14 protein-coding genes are annotated in these 17007 nt (G+C 49.6%); 4 read left to right on the forward strand and 10 right to left on the reverse strand.

Annotated features, from left to right (window positions below; translation table 11 throughout):
- Positions 1–152 precede the first annotated feature (152 nt).
- Positions 153–749: an undecaprenyl-diphosphate phosphatase gene (ybjG, locus tag EAS44_RS16685; RefSeq protein ID WP_000892317.1), complete on the forward strand. Its 597-nt coding sequence runs from the start codon at positions 153–155 to the stop codon at positions 747–749.
- Positions 750–806: 57 nt separating this feature from the next.
- A complete protein-coding gene (gene deoR, locus EAS44_RS16690; RefSeq protein WP_000450121.1) occupies positions 807–1565 on the forward strand; it encodes a DNA-binding transcriptional repressor DeoR in 759 nt (252 codons plus the stop codon).
- A gap of 46 nt (positions 1566–1611) precedes the next feature.
- Here the strand turns inward: deoR and dacC are convergent, their stop codons facing one another.
- Positions 1612–2814 carry a serine-type D-Ala-D-Ala carboxypeptidase gene (gene dacC / locus EAS44_RS16695; RefSeq protein WP_001467835.1) on the reverse strand — a complete coding sequence of 401 codons (1203 nt, stop codon included), beginning with the start codon at positions 2812–2814 and terminating at the stop codon, positions 1612–1614.
- 246 nt (positions 2815–3060) lie between these two features.
- Here dacC and gstB point away from each other — a divergent pair, with 246 nt between their 5' ends.
- Positions 3061–3687, forward strand: coding sequence for a glutathione S-transferase GstB (gene gstB, locus EAS44_RS16700; RefSeq protein WP_001295292.1), 627 nt, complete (start codon positions 3061–3063; stop codon positions 3685–3687).
- On the opposite strand, the gene yliI is transcribed toward gstB, so the two are convergent.
- Together yliI and bssR are read right to left on the reverse strand one after the other, a co-directional pair.
- Positions 3684–4799 carry an aldose sugar dehydrogenase YliI gene (gene yliI / locus EAS44_RS16705; RefSeq protein WP_000555040.1) on the reverse strand — a complete coding sequence of 372 codons (1116 nt, stop codon included), beginning with the start codon at positions 4797–4799 and terminating at the stop codon, positions 3684–3686. The genes gstB and yliI overlap by 4 nt on opposite strands.
- Before the next feature lie 110 nt (positions 4800–4909).
- Positions 4910–5293 carry a biofilm formation regulator BssR gene (gene bssR, locus EAS44_RS16710; RefSeq protein WP_000497137.1) on the reverse strand — a complete coding sequence of 128 codons (384 nt, stop codon included), beginning with the start codon at positions 5291–5293 and terminating at the stop codon, positions 4910–4912.
- Positions 5294–5505: 212 nt separating this feature from the next.
- Here bssR and rimO point away from each other — a divergent pair, with 212 nt between their 5' ends.
- Positions 5506–6831, forward strand: a complete 1326-nt coding sequence (rimO, locus tag EAS44_RS16715; protein WP_000049378.1) for a 30S ribosomal protein S12 methylthiotransferase RimO — start codon at positions 5506–5508, stop codon at positions 6829–6831.
- Positions 6832–6877: 46 nt separating this feature from the next.
- Here the strand turns inward: rimO and dgcI are convergent, their stop codons facing one another.
- From dgcI to iaaA, 7 genes are all read right to left on the reverse strand, one after another.
- A complete protein-coding gene (dgcI, locus tag EAS44_RS16720; protein ID WP_000086884.1) occupies positions 6878–8206 on the reverse strand; it encodes a GGDEF domain-containing protein in 1329 nt (442 codons plus the stop codon).
- Positions 8207–8213: 7 nt separating this feature from the next.
- A complete protein-coding gene (pdeI, locus tag EAS44_RS16725; protein ID WP_000950324.1) occupies positions 8214–10562 on the reverse strand; it encodes an EAL domain-containing protein in 2349 nt (782 codons plus the stop codon).
- A 176-nt stretch (positions 10563–10738) separates the two neighbouring features.
- Positions 10739–11650 (reverse strand): glutathione ABC transporter permease GsiD, encoded by a 912-nt coding sequence (gene gsiD / locus EAS44_RS16730; protein WP_001236052.1) that lies wholly within the window; start codon positions 11648–11650, stop codon positions 10739–10741.
- A 2-nt stretch (positions 11651–11652) separates the two neighbouring features.
- Positions 11653–12573, reverse strand: a complete 921-nt coding sequence (gsiC, locus tag EAS44_RS16735; protein ID WP_000936043.1) for a glutathione ABC transporter permease GsiC — start codon at positions 12571–12573, stop codon at positions 11653–11655.
- A 17-nt stretch (positions 12574–12590) separates the two neighbouring features.
- Positions 12591–14129, reverse strand: a complete 1539-nt coding sequence (gene gsiB / locus EAS44_RS16740) for a glutathione ABC transporter substrate-binding protein GsiB (RefSeq protein ID WP_000090180.1) — start codon at positions 14127–14129, stop codon at positions 12591–12593.
- A gap of 19 nt (positions 14130–14148) precedes the next feature.
- A complete protein-coding gene (gene gsiA, locus EAS44_RS16745) occupies positions 14149–16020 on the reverse strand; it encodes a glutathione ABC transporter ATP-binding protein GsiA (RefSeq protein ID WP_001350597.1) in 1872 nt (623 codons plus the stop codon).
- Positions 16007–16972, reverse strand: coding sequence for a beta-aspartyl-peptidase (gene iaaA / locus EAS44_RS16750; protein ID WP_000513798.1), 966 nt, complete (start codon positions 16970–16972; stop codon positions 16007–16009). The genes gsiA and iaaA overlap by 14 nt, the downstream gene beginning before the upstream one ends.
- Positions 16973–17007: the final 35 nt, after the last annotated feature.

Below are 17007 nucleotides of genomic sequence, written 5' to 3' on the forward strand. Positions count from 1 at the left end.
TTTTATTTAACCTTTGCCCGTTACAATCACCTACCGTAAACAGGCCGCTTGAGGGAAATAAGACGATGCCGCTTTACCCAGTTTAACCTGCACTTTATTCTCAACGACTTGCCTGTATTGGCTCCCTTTTAATCACTTTGCGTCGGGAAGTTATGCTGGAAAATTTGAATCTCTCTCTATTCTCTCTTATTAACGCAACGCCAGACTCTGCGCCGTGGATGATCTCGTTGGCGATTTTTATTGCTAAAGATTTGATTACCGTGGTGCCGTTGCTGGCCGCAGTACTTTGGTTGTGGGGGCTTACAGCACAACGGCAACTGGTGATAAAAATCGCTATCGCGCTGGCGGTCAGCCTGTTTGTGTCCTGGACGATGGGACATCTTTTTCCGCACGACCGACCCTTTGTCGAAAATATCGGCTATAACTTCCTGCATCATGCGGCGGATGACTCATTCCCGAGCGATCACGGTACGGTGATTTTCACCTTTGCACTGGCATTTTTATGCTGGCATCGCCTGTGGTCCGGCTCACTTTTAATGGTGCTGGCCGTCGTCATTGCCTGGTCGCGCGTTTATCTTGGCGTCCACTGGCCGCTGGATATGCTCGGTGGATTGCTGGCAGGTATGATTGGCTGCCTTAGCGCCCAGATTATCTGGCAAGCGATGGGGCATAAACTCTATCAACGTCTGCAATCGTGGTATCGCTTCTGTTTTGCATTACCGATCCGCAAAGGCTGGGTGCGTGACTGATCTCTGCTAAAAAGTGTAGTATTGAGCGGCTCGCTTCAATAACTATTCAGAGGGATTATGGAAACACGTCGCGAAGAGCGTATCGGGCAGCTGCTGCAAGAATTAAAACGCAGTGATAAGTTACATCTTAAAGACGCCGCCGCCCTGCTTGGGGTTTCGGAGATGACGATTCGTCGCGATCTGAACAACCACAGTGCGCCCGTCGTTTTGCTCGGCGGCTATATTGTTCTGGAACCACGCAGCGCCAGCCATTACCTGTTAAGCGATCAAAAATCCCGCCTGGTGGAAGAAAAACGCCGGGCGGCAAAACTGGCTGCGACGCTGGTAGAACCCGATCAGACCCTCTTTTTTGACTGTGGCACCACCACGCCGTGGATTATTGAAGCAATTGATAATGAAATCCCTTTTACCGCCGTTTGTTATTCGCTAAATACCTTTCTGGCGCTGAAAGAGAAACCCCATTGCCGCGCGTTTCTTTGCGGTGGTGAATTTCACGCCAGCAACGCCATTTTCAAACCCATCGATTTTCAGCAAACGCTGAATAATTTTTGCCCGGATATCGCTTTTTATTCCGCTGCGGGCGTGCATGTCAGTAAAGGCGCTACCTGCTTTAATCTTGAAGAGTTGCCGGTAAAACACTGGGCCATGTCGATGGCGCAAAAGCATGTGCTGGTTGTCGACCACAGTAAATTTGGCAAGGTGCGTCCGGCGCGCATGGGTGACCTGAAACGCTTTGATATTGTTGTGAGCGATTGTTGCCCGGAAGATGAGTATGTGAAGTACGCGCAGACGCAGCGTATTAAGTTGATGTATTAATGACGTATAACCGGATGACGTTTCGCGCCATCCGGTTATCAGAAGATTAAGAGAACCAGCTGCCGAACCACTGATGGAATTTCATCATCACGAAATCCCACATCCGACCAAAGAATCCGCCCTCTTCCACATTTTCCATCACGATCAGCGGACGCTGCTCAATGGATTTACCGTTAAGCTGGAAATCAATGGTGCCGACAACCTGACCTTTTTTCAGCGGTGCGGTAAGCTGCGGTTCCATTAACGTATAACTCGCCTTCAGGTTTTTCAGCTGCCCACGCGGTATGGTCACTGAGCCCGCTTCGCCTGCCCCGAGATTCACTTCGCTCTTATCACCAAACCAGACGCGCTGAGTCACAAATGTGGCATCAGGTTTAATTGGCGTCACGGTTTCAAAGAAGCGGAAACCCCAGGTCAATAATTTCTCAGACTCATTAAAACGGATACGGTCAGTTTTCGCCCCCAGCACTACGGAGATTAAACGCATATCGCCCTGGGTAGCCGAAGCAACCAGATTATATCCCGCGCCTGCCGTGGTTCCTGTCTTCATGCCATCAACATTCAGATTGCTGCTCCACAGCAGACGATTACGGTTAGGCTGACGAATTTTGTTGAAGGTGAACTCTTTCTCTTTATGAATGGCGTACTCTTCCGGCACATCGTGGATCAATGCTTTACCCAGCAATGCCATATCGCGCGCGGTACTGAACTGCCCCGGCGCATCCAGGCCGTGCACCGTCTGGAAGGTAGTGTTGGTCAGACCCAGTTTTTTGGCATAACCATTCATCAAACCAATAAATGACTCCTGGCTCCCGGCAACGTAATCAGCCAGCGCAATACAGGCGTCATTACCGGACTGGATAATCACACCTTTGTTCAAGTCTGCCACCGAAACCTGATCGCCCGGTTTGAGGAACATTACCGATGAACCACGCAGTGCCGGATTTCCCGTCGCCCAGGCATCTTTACCGACCGTCACCATATCGGTGAGTTTAATCTTATCGGCCTTAAGCGCCTGCCCAACCACATAGCTGGTCATGATTTTAGTCAGGCTCGCGGGATCCAGTTTCTCATCCGCATTGCCTTCTGCCAGCACTTTACCGCTGGCGTAATCCATTAAAATCCATGCACGCGCATCCACGCTCGGCGCTTCAACGGTTTGTTCCGCCGCGAATGCCGTTGGGGCAAAAAGGAATAAAAATGCAGAACCCGCTGCAAGACCACGAAGGAGAGAGGAGTATTGCGTCATAAATGCCACCCGAGTATCCATTCAAAAAAAATACGTTATATCGCCGTATGATAAGTTCGGTGATTAATAACGCACACACAAACTTAAAGAAACCGTAAGTTGGTAAAGTTTTTAAAGTTTATGCAATATCCTGCCGCTTCGCTGCTTCTGGTGTCATTTTTTTGCCAGCTGTTGCTTAAAAGTTAACTTTACTTCACCATCGGAGTCCTGTTCAGCCTGTGGCTGCCTGTCGGAAAAGGGGTGAGTATGATTACGCTGTGGGGTCGGAATAATTCAACCAACGTAAAAAAAGTATTGCTGACGCTCGAAGAACTGGAACTACCTTATGAGCAAATTCTCGCGGGCCGTGAGTTTGGGATAAATCACGATGCTGATTTTCTGGCGATGAACCCTAACGGGCTGGTGCCGTTGTTGCGTGACGACGAAAGTGATCTCATTCTTTGGGAATCAAACGCCATTGTCCGCTATCTGGCGGCACAGTACGGGCAAAAACGCCTGTGGATCGACTCACCGGCACGTCGTGCGGAAGCAGAAAAATGGATGGACTGGGCAAACCAGACGCTCAGTAATGCTCATCGCGGGATCCTGATGGGATTAGTCAGAACACCACCGGAAGAGCGCGATCAGGCCGCCATTGATGCCAGTTGCAAAGAGTGCGACGCCCTGTTTGCCCTGCTAGATGCGGAACTGGCAAAAGTAAAATGGTTCTCAGGCGACGAGTTTGGTGTGGGCGATATCGCTATCGCACCGTTCATCTACAATTTGTTTAACGTTGGCCTGACCTGGACACCGCGTCCAAATCTGCAACGCTGGTATCAGCAACTCACTGAACGCCCCGCAGTGCGCAAAGTGGTGATGATTCCCGTTAGCTAATTGCGTGGGCTAACTTTAAGTAATTCCCCACTGGACTCGTCGGTGAGAACGTATAAATAACCGTCGGGTCCAGTGCGAACATCACGAATTCGCTGCCCTTTGTCCGTTAAAATACGGCCATCTTCTGTCACTTTGTCGCCGTTGACGCTCATCACGATGACATCTTTATCTTTCAGCGCGCCAATAAATAATTTTTGCTGCCACTGGGGGAATTTATCGCTGTTATAGAAGGCCATGCCGCTCACGGCGGGCGAATCTTTCCAGTAAAAAACAGGTTGCTCGGTCCCGGCGACGATCTCCCCTTTCGCCTCCGGTATCTTAAAGCCTGAATAGTTGATTCCCCAGGTTGCCAGCGGCCAGCCGTAGTTTTTGCCTTTTTGCGGGATATTAATTTCATCGCCACCGCGCGGGCCATGTTCATTCAGCCATAGTGCATTACTCCACGGATTCATCGCCATTCCTTGCGGATTACGAATGCCATAAGACCAGATCTCGGCGCGCACACCAGATTCCTTTATAAAAGGATTATCATCCGGGATTTCTCCCAGGTCGGTCAGTCGCACCAGTTTGCCCTGTAATTTATCCAGATCCTGCGCCGTCGGGCGCTGATTGTTTTCGCCCAGAGCAATAAAAAGATAACCTTTACCGTCAAATACCATCCGCCCGCCAAAATGGTTGCCGGTAGACAGTTTTGGCATCTGACGAAAGACGGTGCGGAAGTCGGTCACTTTTGAGAGATCATCACTTAAGCGGCCATAACCCACAGCAGTTCCGGCTTTGCCATCATCGCCAACTTCGGAATAACTTAACCAGATGCGGCGCGACTGAGCAAAATCGGGCGCTAAAACCACGTCCAGCAGGCCGCCCTGCCCGTGCGCCCAAACGTCCGGCACTCCGGAAAGCGGCGCAGATAATCCTTTTCCTGCTTGCCAGTGACGCAACTCGCCGCCGCGCAGAGTGATTAACATACCGTGATTATCGGGTAAAAAGGCCAGCGCCCAGGGATGGTCGAGTTTGTCTTGCAGTACTTCGACATTTACCGTTGCAGGAGCTGCCCAGAGAGCGGAAGAAAGACAAATAAGGGGCACAAGGAAAAAGGATTGTCGATGCATAACGCCTCCGGATTGACTCTGGCTTAAAGCGTAGTCAGTGGAGGAGATAACAAATTCATTTTTACAAAAACTTAAACATGAAGGGGGAGACGCTTTCTCCCCCTTAGTTTTCAGGCCTTCTCAAGCATGGCGTGCTTCTGCAGGCTCTGGATACTCAGCGTTAAGCTCATCAGACAATTTTCAAGCTTATCGGCGTTGACGGTAATAACAGTCGGGCAATCATGGTGCCCACTCATCAAACATACTGCGGCTGTCGCTAATGCTTCTTCAGCATGATGAAGAGCACTCCATTCTTCCTGATCCAGATGAAGATTCAACCGCAGCGATTTATCGTGCAGTTCGCGATTCAGTTTAAAAAAGTTATCTCGTAGATGATTGCTTTCGCTGACGGACATGTATCCTTTTGCCTTCCTCAGTTGCACGTATGCGGCGAGGTCAACGCGTGCGTCGATCAACCGGTTCAGCAGATCGATTCGCTGTCTGTCAACGAACATACTTCGATCCTCCTCTTTCCAGCCTTGTTGCAATTAAATAGTATGGCTGTTTTTTGAGCAAAATGCTGTCCAGGATCAATTCTTCACGCCGAATTAACAAAATTTACATTTCCTTCAACTCCGCCAGCGAATGAGATTGCGATACAAATTTTATCCAGAACTCTGTAGAATCCCTGCCCTGACCTTTCCTGTAACTGAATATTTTTTAAGCTATGAGCAAAGTAACTCCCCAGCCGAAAATCGGCTTTGTTTCCCTTGGCTGTCCGAAAAACCTTGTCGATTCAGAGCGTATTCTCACCGAACTACGCACTGAAGGTTATGACGTGGTACCGAGCTATGATGATGCGGACATGGTGATCGTCAACACCTGCGGCTTTATTGACAGCGCGGTACAAGAATCACTGGAAGCCATTGGTGAAGCGTTGAATGAAAACGGCAAGGTAATTGTGACCGGTTGTCTGGGGGCAAAAGAAGATCAGATCCGCGAAGTCCACCCGAAAGTGCTGGAAATCACCGGGCCTCATAGCTATGAGCAGGTTCTGGAGCACGTTCATCACTACGTGCCAAAACCGAAACACAACCCATTCCTGAGCCTGGTGCCAGAACAAGGTGTGAAACTGACGCCGCGTCATTATGCCTATCTGAAAATTTCTGAAGGCTGTAATCACCGCTGCACCTTCTGCATTATTCCGTCTATGCGCGGCGATCTGGTGAGCCGTCCGATTGGCGAAGTGTTAAGTGAAGCGAAACGTCTGGTTGATGCGGGCGTTAAAGAAATTCTGGTGATCTCGCAGGATACTTCCGCGTATGGCGTCGATGTTAAACATCGTACTGGCTTCCACAACGGCGAGCCGGTAAAAACCAGCATGGTCAGCCTGTGCGAACAGTTATCGAAACTGGGGATCTGGACACGTCTGCACTACGTTTACCCTTATCCGCATGTGGACGACGTCATCCCACTGATGGCAGAGGGCAAAATCCTGCCGTATCTGGACATTCCGTTGCAGCACGCCAGCCCGCGCATTCTCAAACTGATGAAACGTCCGGGTTCTGTAGATCGCCAACTGGCGCGCATCAAACAGTGGCGCAAAATCTGCCCGGAACTGACCCTACGCTCAACCTTTATTGTTGGCTTCCCTGGCGAGACGGAAGAAGATTTCCAGATGCTACTCGACTTCCTGAAAGAAGCACGTCTGGATCGCGTTGGCTGCTTTAAATACAGCCCGGTTGAAGGTGCAGACGCCAATGCCCTGCCTGACCAGGTTCCGGAAGAAGTGAAAGAAGAACGCTGGAACCGTTTCATGCAGTTGCAGCAGCAAATTTCCGCCGAGCGCCTGCAAGAGAAAGTGGGCCGTGAAATTCTGGTGATTATCGACGAAGTGGACGAAGAAGGCGCGATTGGTCGCAGCATGGCAGATGCACCGGAAATCGACGGCGCGGTTTATCTCAATGGTGAAACCAACGTTAAGCCGGGTGATATCCTGCGAGTGAAAGTCGAGCACGCCGATGAGTACGATTTGTGGGGTAGCCGGGTTTAATTAATTCAGGCCGGGCAAAATCATTTGTCCGGCCTGCGAATAATGATTACTGCCAGCTAATCTGCGCCCTGCCGTTTTTCTTACTCTTATACAGCCGCTCATCCGCCAGCATTTTCAAACGTTCAACGGTAGTACATTCATTTGAATGCGCTACACCGATACTGGTGCTTAAATTAATGCTTCCCACCTGGAAATGAACGATTTCTTTTAGAATCGATAGCAACTCTTCCAGCGTGCCGCCAGTATAAATCACCGCAAATTCGTCACCTCCGAAGCGGTAAACTTTACCTTTATCTACCGGGATCTGTGATTTAAGGATTTTCACCACTTTCATCAACACTTCATCGCCCAGCAAATGACCGAAGGTGTCGTTAATGTTTTTGAATTTATCGACGTCAAACAGGCACAAATAACCGCCTTTTTCCGGCAGCGCTTTTAAATCTTCGTCAAAGGATTTTCTGCCCATCGCTTTGGTCAGATCGTCCAGGAATGCCGAGTTATACATACTGTAGAGTTTTTTGACATCGGCAGCCGAAAAGAAAAGCCCGCCATCCAGTACGCGTTCAAAATGGTTATTAATAATGGCTTCTTTCTCCACAATACCACGATTAATCACTCTGCGTACCAGATAGAGGCAACTGGCACCCGATATCACTGCCACCAATGCGGCAAAGAAAATAATCAATGTACATACCTGAAAATAAACGTCTTTTTTATAAGCAAATACGTACAACCCGGTCGGCAAATAGGAGAAGTGCTCCATTGCTTCCGAAACGGTGAAGATGGCGTTTTTAGCGTTATATTCATCACCGGTCACCGATTTACCGTTCTTGAACAGGGAGAACATCAGGTTCTCGCTATCCATCGCCAGCGATTTTGACAGTAAAGAAAAACGTTCCAGACCAAGCAAAAATATCAGACTACGATTGTGAGTTACCGGATAGAGGTAATAGACGAAGGTTTTACCATCAAAAGAGATAAACCCTGTATTTTTGACATGTCGATACTTAACAACCTGCATAATATCTGCACAATAATTTTTCTCGAACTCCTTTACCTGAATACATTCGTCACTGGAAATCAGATAAGGACCGACATCGTACAAATAAGAGGGTGAAACCGAGTCGGCGTAAGCTGTGCGTAAGCCAACCAACAGCTGTTCCTCCGTAGGATTTAGCGTGTTGATGAGATCAATTGCCACACTACGCCGATATTCAGCAATATTTGCCACCGCAAAAGCAGTATCAATAACGGACTGTTTCAGGCCATACACCCGTTCCTTTACCATTTGAGTGTAGATCCCGCAGGCAACTGCTGAAATCATGATAAAAATCAGCAGACTGACTGTAAGTACGAATTTATTGATTCTGGACATACGTAAACTACTCTTTTACTAATTTTCCACTTTTATCCCAGGCGGAGAATGGCATGGGTTTCTGGTACAGATACCCCTGAGCCTGAACACATCCTAATTTGATTAATTCACGCGCAACGTCTTCGCTCTCTACGCCTTCCGCAATCACCGGGATCCGGTTATAGCGTGCCAGATCGAAAATAATGCGCACAATTTTTCCTGCAGTACCGAAAATATCGCCGGTAAATTGCGAATCCACCTTTATACTGTCTGGATTAATTTCATAAAAACGTTTCAGGTTTGACAAACCGGTGCCAAAGTCATCAATCGATACCCGTACCCCTTGTTTACGCAGTTGTTCAATATTGAGATAGAAATGTTCATTAATTCGCTCGATCACGGTTTCGGTGATCTCAACACAAAGGCTGTTCGCCTTCAGGCCATTTTCTTTCATGATGGTAGTAAAACGCTCATGAAAGTGTGGTTCGTTTAACTGCCAGGGCGAAACATTAATATGCAGTAAGAAATCATCCTTCAGCGACGCACGCTGACTAAAATGTCTGAATTCACCCATCGCGGTTTTAATAATTTGATAGCCCAGCTCATTGATAAACCCGATATCTTCAGCAATGGTAATGAACTTCAGCGGTGAAATAATCCCCCGCTCCGCAGACACCCAACGGCACAACGCCTCCGCGCCCAAAATGGTGCGGGTGTTAATATCAACAATCGGTTGATAGACCAGGAATAGTTCGCCAATTTCCATTGCATGGCGAATATTACGCGCAATCCAGATATTCTCTTCTATTTCGTTGAGTTTCGCATCATCACAGAAAATAAACTCTGAGAACATATGGTTGCGGATACTGGAAATCGCCAGTTTCAGCTTTTCTGCGTAACTCCAGGCGTTTTCCCCCTGCAAAGGTTCACAAATAGCAGACTTATGGATGCGCAGATTGCGGTAGCCAAAACTGCTGTCAAAATCGTTTACCGTCGCTATCTTACGGGTAAACGTCTGTACATTTTCCCGGCACAGGAGTAAATAGAGATCGGCATTAAATGTCACGATATCGCAGCATTGCGCATATTTCTCGGCAATTCGCTGACACAATTTCCTGACGATTTTATTGCGTTCATCAACACCAAACACCGCTTCCACAGCTTCCAGACCACACAGTTTGATGATCCCCACAGCCAGATACTGATTATTGTTGGACTCAATAATCGCCATATTTTTAATAAAACCGCTTTCCTGATCGTAAGAGATCAGCGAGAGCAATTTATTTGCCCGTTCAATTTCAGCATCTTTCATTTCCGCGATCGAATTTTTGATGCTGATAATCTCTTTCGCATCGCCTTCACGAATCTTCAGAGCCTCGATTTGATCCGTAGAGTCGGGCAAAAACGCCAGCGTATTGACCAAATCTGTCATTTCAGAAAATTGCCGACGGAACACTCGAGTGGTCATTAAATAAACCACCAGCAATACGATAATAATGAAAGCAAACGGCAGATAAAAAAGTTTATCTGATGCGTTCAATAAATTACCACCAGGATAATAAAAATAGATTTCGAATAATGCGTTGTTTGGCACCGCTGATGTTTTTTCAATATATTCCGTATCGACAGAATCAATAATATTATAATTACCTTCGCTATTATAAATAATCAATTTTTCACGAGCGAGTTGATTCTTAGCAATGATCTCATGACCTTGCTTTAAAAATAGAACTTCATCATTAGCGCTGATGTGATCAAGATACTCGTTCAGATATCGCCAGTTTAAATCGACATGAATTTTATCTACCGCTAACAAATCATGATCTTTGCCGTTGATGTGTAGCGTAAAAGAGATACATTTTTTACCCGGACGATCAAAGCAATTGTATGCCGGATTCCAGCTGTTGTTAGAGTCATCTGAAGCCATCGACCACGGTCGTTTCGATGGGTTAAAATCGGCAAAAATAACCCGCCCTGACTCGTCGACAAGCGGTCCATTTACTTGTTCCTGATGATAAACAACGATTTTATCATTCGCCCTCCGCGAAAAGAGATAATATTTATTATCATCAAGTACCAGTCCCACCGAGTCTAAAAATGGCATCATTTCCATTTTCAGAATCACGGCACGTTGAATCTCCTCTGTATTTTTTAATAAATACAGTGAGTCCTTTAATGTCAGGGCCGAACGTTCAATATCTTTAAAGAAATAGCCAACGTTTTTCTGAATAAGTTCAAAGCGGCTATCGGCACGTTTTACCGCGCGTTCCGATACCAGTTGATAGTTAATGATGAAAAAAAGACCAATAAATGACAGTGCTGCCAATAAAAATAAAATTATCAGCCTTATCTTTATCTTTTCGTATAAACTCAGCATGTTAATACATTTAACAAAATAACTGTCTGAACGCTGTGCCGCTGCAAAATAGTCCCTTGCTGCGGCTTTTTAACCAAATTACCCGATTCTACAAAATCAGCAGAAAGTTACAACACTTGCTTAGGGCAATAATTTCCTGTGAGGTGATTACCCTTTCAAGCAATATTCAAACGTAACTATCCTTTAATTTTCGGATCCAGCGCATCGCGTAAACCATCGCCCAACAAATTGAACGCCAGTACGGTCAGAAAAATAGCCAGGGCCGGAAAAACAGCGACATGCGGCGCGATAACCATATCCGCTCGTGCCTCATTGAGCATTGCCCCCCACTCTGGTGTCGGCGGCTGCGCACCGAGGCCGAGAAATGACAGGCTGGCGGCAGAGATAATCGAGGTGCCAATGCGCATGGTGAAAAACACCACGATAGAAGAGACGGTCCCAGGCAGGATATGACGCAATAAAATGGTCATATCGCTGGCACCAATACTGCGTGCTGACTCAATAAAGGTTTGCTGTTTCAACACCAGCGTGTTGCCGCGCACCAGGCGGGCAAACGCGGGGATGGAAAAAATGGCGACTGCGATAATCACGTTAGCAATGCCGCTTCCCAACACCGCAACAACAGCGATCGCCAGTAAAATACCCGGGAAGGCAAACAGCACATCGCAAATGCGCATGCTCAGCCGATCCCACCAGCCTTCATAATATCCAGCCAACAAGCCCAGCAACGTCCCGATCGCCGCACCGATAAACACGGCAAACACGCCCGCCGCCAGCGAGATTTGCGCACCAACCAGGACACGGCTGAAAATGTCACGCCCCAGTGAATCGACGCCAAACCAGTGCTGCAAAGAAGGTCCGTTATTCAGATTGTCATAATCAAAATAATTTTCGGCGTCATAGGGAGCGATCCAGCGTGCAAAAATAGCCACCACAATCAATAAAATAACGAACAATGCGGCGGTCATCGCCATATGCTGACGGCGAAATCGTCGCCAGAATTCATGCCACGGTGTACGTACCTGGTCAGGTTTGACCAGTGGCATGGCGTTTAACACCGCCTGACGTCGCCAGTTAAATAGTCGCATCCTTACTTGTACCTGATAGCCGGGTTAATGGCGGCGTAAAGCACATCCACCACTAAGTTGATAAGAATAAATTCCAGCGAGAAAAGCAGAATTTCCGCCTGAATCACCGGGTAATCGCGCATTTCTACGGAGTCAACGAGTAAGCGTCCAAGTCCGGGCCAGTTGAAAACTTTCTCCACCACGATGGAACCACCGAGCAAAAAGCCAAACTGTAAACCCATCATGGTCACTACCGGGATCATCGCGTTACGTAGCCCGTGTTTGAGGACAACCCAGGTTTCGCTCACCCCTTTCGCCCTCGCGGTACGCATATAATCTTCGCTTAAAACGTCGACAAACGACGCGCGGGTAAAGCGCGCCATCACGGCGGCCACTGCCGCGCCGAGCGTCAGGGAGGGTAAAATGTAGTGCTGCCAACTGTCTGCTCCCACGGTAGGCAGCCAGCCCAGTTCAACAGAGAATACCTGAATTAAAAGCATCCCCAGAGCAAATGCCGGAAACGAAATCCCCGACACCGCAATAGTCATACTCAATCGATCCGGCCAACGGTTACGCCAGACGGCGGCGATAATTCCCGCCGCCATACCAAATATCACCGCCCAGACCATACTGGTTATGGTCAGCCACAGCGTTGGCATAAAGCGGCTGGCAATCTCATCGGCAACCGGACGACGCGACACCATCGACAGGCCAAAATCCCCCTGCACAGCATTGCTGATATAGTGCCAGAACTGGTGATACAGCGGCTGATCCAACCCCAGCTGCTGACGCACCAGTTCTATAACCTGCGCATCAGCTTCGGGCCCGGCAATCAATCGCGCCGGATCGCCGGGCAGCATGTGGACAAATAAAAACACCAGCACCGAGACGATAAACAGCGTCGGAATCAACCCCAGTAAGCGTTTGATAACGTAATTAAGCATTCCACTCCCTGCGTTGCTTATTGCAAATCCGCATCTTCAAAGCTGAAGCCGGTGTCTGGCATGATCCAAAAACCGGTCAGGTTTTTACTGTGTGCCGACACCAGTTTTTCTACCACCAGCGGGATCCACGGCGACTCTTGCCAGATGATATCCTGCGCCGCCTTATACAAGCGGGTCTTTTCCGCCGGATCATTAGTTTTCAGTGCCTGAGCCAGGAAGTCATCCACCTGTTTATTGCTGTAAAACGCGGTATTAAACAGCGTTGGTGGCCAGTTCTGCGAGGCAAACAGCGGCGATAGAGCCCAGTCGGCTTCGCCGGTTGAAGCCGACCAGCCAGTGTAGAACATCCGCACGCCGCTCTCTTTTTGCCCTTTACCTTCAACTTCTGCCGCCCGTTGCCCGGCATCCATCGCAGTCACCTGGGCTTTAATCCCAACCTGCGCTAACTGCTGCTGGGTAAATTGCAGCACTTTCTGCGCGGTGCTGTGGTTATGTGACGACCACAGCGTGGTACTGAAACCGTTGGGATATCCCGCCTCTTTAAGTAATTCGCGCGCTTTCACTGGATCGTAAGGCCACGGTTTATAACTTTGCGCGTAGGCGATACTCGGCGGTACCACACCAGTAGCTGGCGTTGCATAGCCCGCGAAGGCCACTTTCACCAGCGCCGGGCGGTTAATGGCGTAATTCAGCGCCTCACGGACCTTCGGGTTATCGAACGGCTTTTGCGTCACGTTCATACTGATATAACGCTGCATAATTGACGGACTGGCCATCAACTCGATATTTTTGTTTTTCTCCAGCAGTGCGGCCTGCTCGTAGGGAATGGGGAAAGCAAACTGCGCTTCACCGGTTTGCAGCATTGCCGCGCGGGTGTTGTTATCCGCCACCGGACGCCAGGTTATGCTGTCCAGTTTGGGCAATCCTGGCTGCCAGTAACCCGCGAATTTTTTCACCTTCACAAAATCGGTCTGATTCCAGGTATCCAGTTCATACGGCCCGGTTCCCACCGGATGAAAACCAATCTCCTTGCCATATTTTTCCAGCGCTGCCGGTGAAATCATCGCGGTCGCCGGATGGGCAAGAATATTAATAAACGCTGAGAATGGCTGTTTGAGGGTAATCTTTACCGTTGTCGGATCGATCGCTTCCGTTTTGGCAATATTCTTATACAGGTTATAGCGTTTAAGATGATTCGCCGGATCGCTGGCCCGGTCCAGATTCGCTTTCACCGCCGCTGCGTTGAAATCGGTGCCATCCTGGAATTTAATGCCTTCCCGCAATTTCACGGTGTAAGTAAGGCCGTCATCGGAAACGGTGTAACTCTCCGCCAGCACGTTTTTCAGTTTCATCTCTTTATCCAGACCGAACAGCCCCTGGTAAAACGATTTCGCTACGGCCTGAGATAACGTGTCATTTGCGTCATACGGATCGAGCGTGGTGAAGTTCGATCCTACCGCCACCACCACCTCTTTGGCAGCGAATGCACAAGATGCCATCAACGCTGTCGCAATGCCCAGCGCCACTAACCCACTCCGGTGTACAGCTCTTGCCATTTTATTCTCCGCCTGAATGTTATCTACGCATGAATGCGTATTCTGATTGTGGTTGTGCAACGTAATGCCCCGGCCCGACGCATTGCAACGAGACGGCTGCAACCTCTTCGCCACGCAGATGAATATTGCTGGGAAGATCGTCCGACAGCAGTACACGCTGCGGTCGTTGTCGGGACGGTTCAGCGACCGGAACTGCCGCCAGTAATTTACGCGTATAAGGATGCTGCGGATTTTCAAAGACCGCGCGCCGTGGACCAATTTCAACAATTTGCCCGAGATACATCACCGCCACACGATGACTAATCCGCTCAACCACGGCCATATCGTGGGAGATAAACAGATACGCAATGCCGAAATCACGCTGGAGATCGAGCAACAAGTTGATAATCTGCCCGCGAATAGAAACATCCAGCGCCGAAACGGCTTCGTCGGCAATGATCACTTTTGGATTCAATGCCAACGCGCGAGCAATGCAGATGCGCTGGCGCTGACCGCCGGAAAACTCATGTGGGTAACGCCAGGCATGTTCCGGTAACAGGCCCACGCGCTCCAGCAACCACGCAACGCGTGCAGCCGCTTCTTTACCTGGCAATAAACCGTGTACGCGCAGCGGTTCGAGAATCGAATCACCGATGGTCTGACGTGGGTCCAGCGAAGCGTAAGGGTCCTGAAAAATAAACTGAATATCGCGGCGCAATGCCTGAAGTTTACCGGGTGACAAGGTATCGATTCGCTGACCGTTAAAGATAATTTCGCCGCCCTGCGATTCGACCAGGCGCAGCAACGCCCGCCCGGTGGTGGATTTACCGCTGCCAGACTCGCCCACCAGCGATAGCGTTTCACCAGGCCAGAGATCAAAACTGACTTTCTCAACGGCATGCACTTCCCGCGTTACGCGATTCAACAAACCGCTGCGCAAAGGGAAACGGGAGACCAGATTACGCACCCGTAAAACAGGTTCGCCATCCACCACCGTTTTCTGCTCGATGGGTGGCTCCTGTTTCGCTGGATGTTCAAGCGATATCAATGGGAAACGTCGGGGATAATCTAACCCTTTCATCGCACCAAGTTGCGGAACAGCAGCTAACAGCGCACGGGTATAAGGATGTTGCGGTGCATGAAAAATCTGTTCGACGCTACCCGTTTCCACCGCCTCGCCCTGATACATCACCAGTACCCGATCGGCAATCTCTGCCACCACGCCCATATCGTGAGTGATAAAGATAACGCCCATCGACATCTCTTTTTGCAATACTTTGATTAATTGCAGGATCTGCGCCTGAATAGTGACATCCAACGCGGTGGTTGGCTCATCGGCAATCAGCACCGCCGGGCGGCATGACAGCGCCATCGCAATCATCACTCGCTGGCGCATCCCGCCAGAGAGTTGATGCGGATAACGTGAAAGAATGGTTTGTGCCTCCGGAATGCGTACCTGATCCAGCATCCGCTTCGCCTCGACCATCGCTTCTTCACGACTGGCGTTCTGATGCAGACGAATAGATTCAGCAATCTGTTCACCCACAGTAAATACCGGGTTCAGCGATGTCATCGGCTCCTGAAATATCATCGCCATATCCGCCCCGCGCACATGGCGCATTTGTGCAGCACTCTGCTCGCTAAGTTCAATTACTTCGCGACTGCGCCGCTGCAACAGCATTTTATCGCACTGCACTAAACCGCCCGCCTGTTCCAACAGGCGCATCAATGCCAGCGCAGTCACTGACTTACCGGAGCCGGATTCGCCAACAATTGCCAGCGTCTCACCACGTTGCAGGCTAAAAGAGAGATTGCGGACCGCAGCTATTTTGTGCTGCTCCTGCATAAAGGCAATATTCAGATTTTCAACCGCCAGCACATCACCGGCATCAAGTTCATCACTGTGTGGCAACGGTGTCCCCTTTTTCACGGTAGATACCGGTGGTTGGCGTATCGCCTGCGTAGCCCCAGGCGCGATACATTCCTTCGGTGTTAAACGGTAGCGCGACATTCCCTTCATGGTCGATAGCGATTAAGCCACCGCTACCGCCAAGCGCAGGGAGTTTTTCCATTACTACCCGCTCGCAGGCTTCCGCGAGACTTAATCCGCCGTAATCCATTAACGCGGCGATATCATATGCCGCCAGCGCGCGGATGAAGACTTCGCCCGTACCGGTACAGGAAACCGCCACACTGGCGTTATTGGCATAGCATCCGGCCCCCACTAAGGGACTATCGCCAACTCGTCCGGGTAATTTATTGGTCATTCCGCCCGTGGACGTGGCTGCCGCCAGATTGCCGTCTAAATCCAACGCCACGGCCCCTACGGTGCCCATTTTTTGTTTTTCATCCAGTGGCGCACCGCTATGGTCGAGGACTGTTGCCCCTTCCTCGCGCGCTGCCAGTAGTTGTTCATAACGCAAAGGCGTGGAGAAAATCTCCGGCGAGACGCACTCCATGCCATGAGCAAACGCAAAATTTTCTGCCCCTTCGCCAATCATCATCACATGCGGGCTTTGCTCCATCACCAGTCGGGCGGCAAGAACCGGATTACGCAGATGACTAACGCCCGCCACCGCACCGGCTTTCAGGGTGTTACCATCCATCACACAGGCGTCCAGTTCATGGGTTTCATCACGCGTAAAGACAGCGCCAATTCCGGCGTTAAACAGTGGACACTCTTCCAGCAGACGCACCGCTTCCGTCACCACATCCAGCGCACTTTCGCCCGCTACCAGCATTTTCTGCCCGGTTTCAACAATGGCAGACAACGCCTCGATGTAGCGTAATTCCTGTTGCAGACTCATCTGCGCGCGGCTAATTGCACCTGCGCCACCATGAATTGCAATGACTGCTTTGCCCATAGTATTCGTCCATTAAGGGTGACTCGCCACTTTTG

It is taken from the genome of Escherichia coli DSM 30083 = JCM 1649 = ATCC 11775 (assembly GCF_003697165.2).
GTDB lineage: Bacteria > Pseudomonadota > Gammaproteobacteria > Enterobacterales > Enterobacteriaceae > Escherichia > Escherichia coli.

What these genes read in the sequence shown, in the direction of transcription:
- pdeI (WP_000950324.1), bottom strand. Translation starts at nt 10,562, where the DNA reads ATGCTGAGTTTATACGAAAAGATAAAGATAAGGCTGATAATTTTATTT.
- gsiC (WP_000936043.1), bottom strand. Translation starts at nt 12,573, where the DNA reads ATGCTTAATTACGTTATCAAACGCTTACTGGGGTTGATTCCGACGCTG.
- yliI (WP_000555040.1), bottom strand. Translation starts at nt 4,799, where the DNA reads ATGCATCGACAATCCTTTTTCCTTGTGCCCCTTATTTGTCTTTCTTCC.
- bssR (WP_000497137.1), bottom strand. Translation starts at nt 5,293, where the DNA reads ATGTTCGTTGACAGACAGCGAATCGATCTGCTGAACCGGTTGATCGAC.
- iaaA (WP_000513798.1), bottom strand. Translation starts at nt 16,972, where the DNA reads ATGGGCAAAGCAGTCATTGCAATTCATGGTGGCGCAGGTGCAATTAGC.
- dgcI (WP_000086884.1), bottom strand. Translation starts at nt 8,206, where the DNA reads ATGTCCAGAATCAATAAATTCGTACTTACAGTCAGTCTGCTGATTTTT.
- rimO (WP_000049378.1), top strand. Translation starts at nt 5,506, where the DNA reads ATGAGCAAAGTAACTCCCCAGCCGAAAATCGGCTTTGTTTCCCTTGGC.
- dacC (WP_001467835.1), bottom strand. Translation starts at nt 2,814, where the DNA reads ATGACGCAATACTCCTCTCTCCTTCGTGGTCTTGCAGCGGGTTCTGCA.
- gstB (WP_001295292.1), top strand. Translation starts at nt 3,061, where the DNA reads ATGATTACGCTGTGGGGTCGGAATAATTCAACCAACGTAAAAAAAGTA.
- deoR (WP_000450121.1), top strand. Translation starts at nt 807, where the DNA reads ATGGAAACACGTCGCGAAGAGCGTATCGGGCAGCTGCTGCAAGAATTA.
- gsiD (WP_001236052.1), bottom strand. Translation starts at nt 11,650, where the DNA reads ATGCGACTATTTAACTGGCGACGTCAGGCGGTGTTAAACGCCATGCCA.
- ybjG (WP_000892317.1), top strand. Translation starts at nt 153, where the DNA reads ATGCTGGAAAATTTGAATCTCTCTCTATTCTCTCTTATTAACGCAACG.
- gsiB (WP_000090180.1), bottom strand. Translation starts at nt 14,129, where the DNA reads ATGGCAAGAGCTGTACACCGGAGTGGGTTAGTGGCGCTGGGCATTGCG.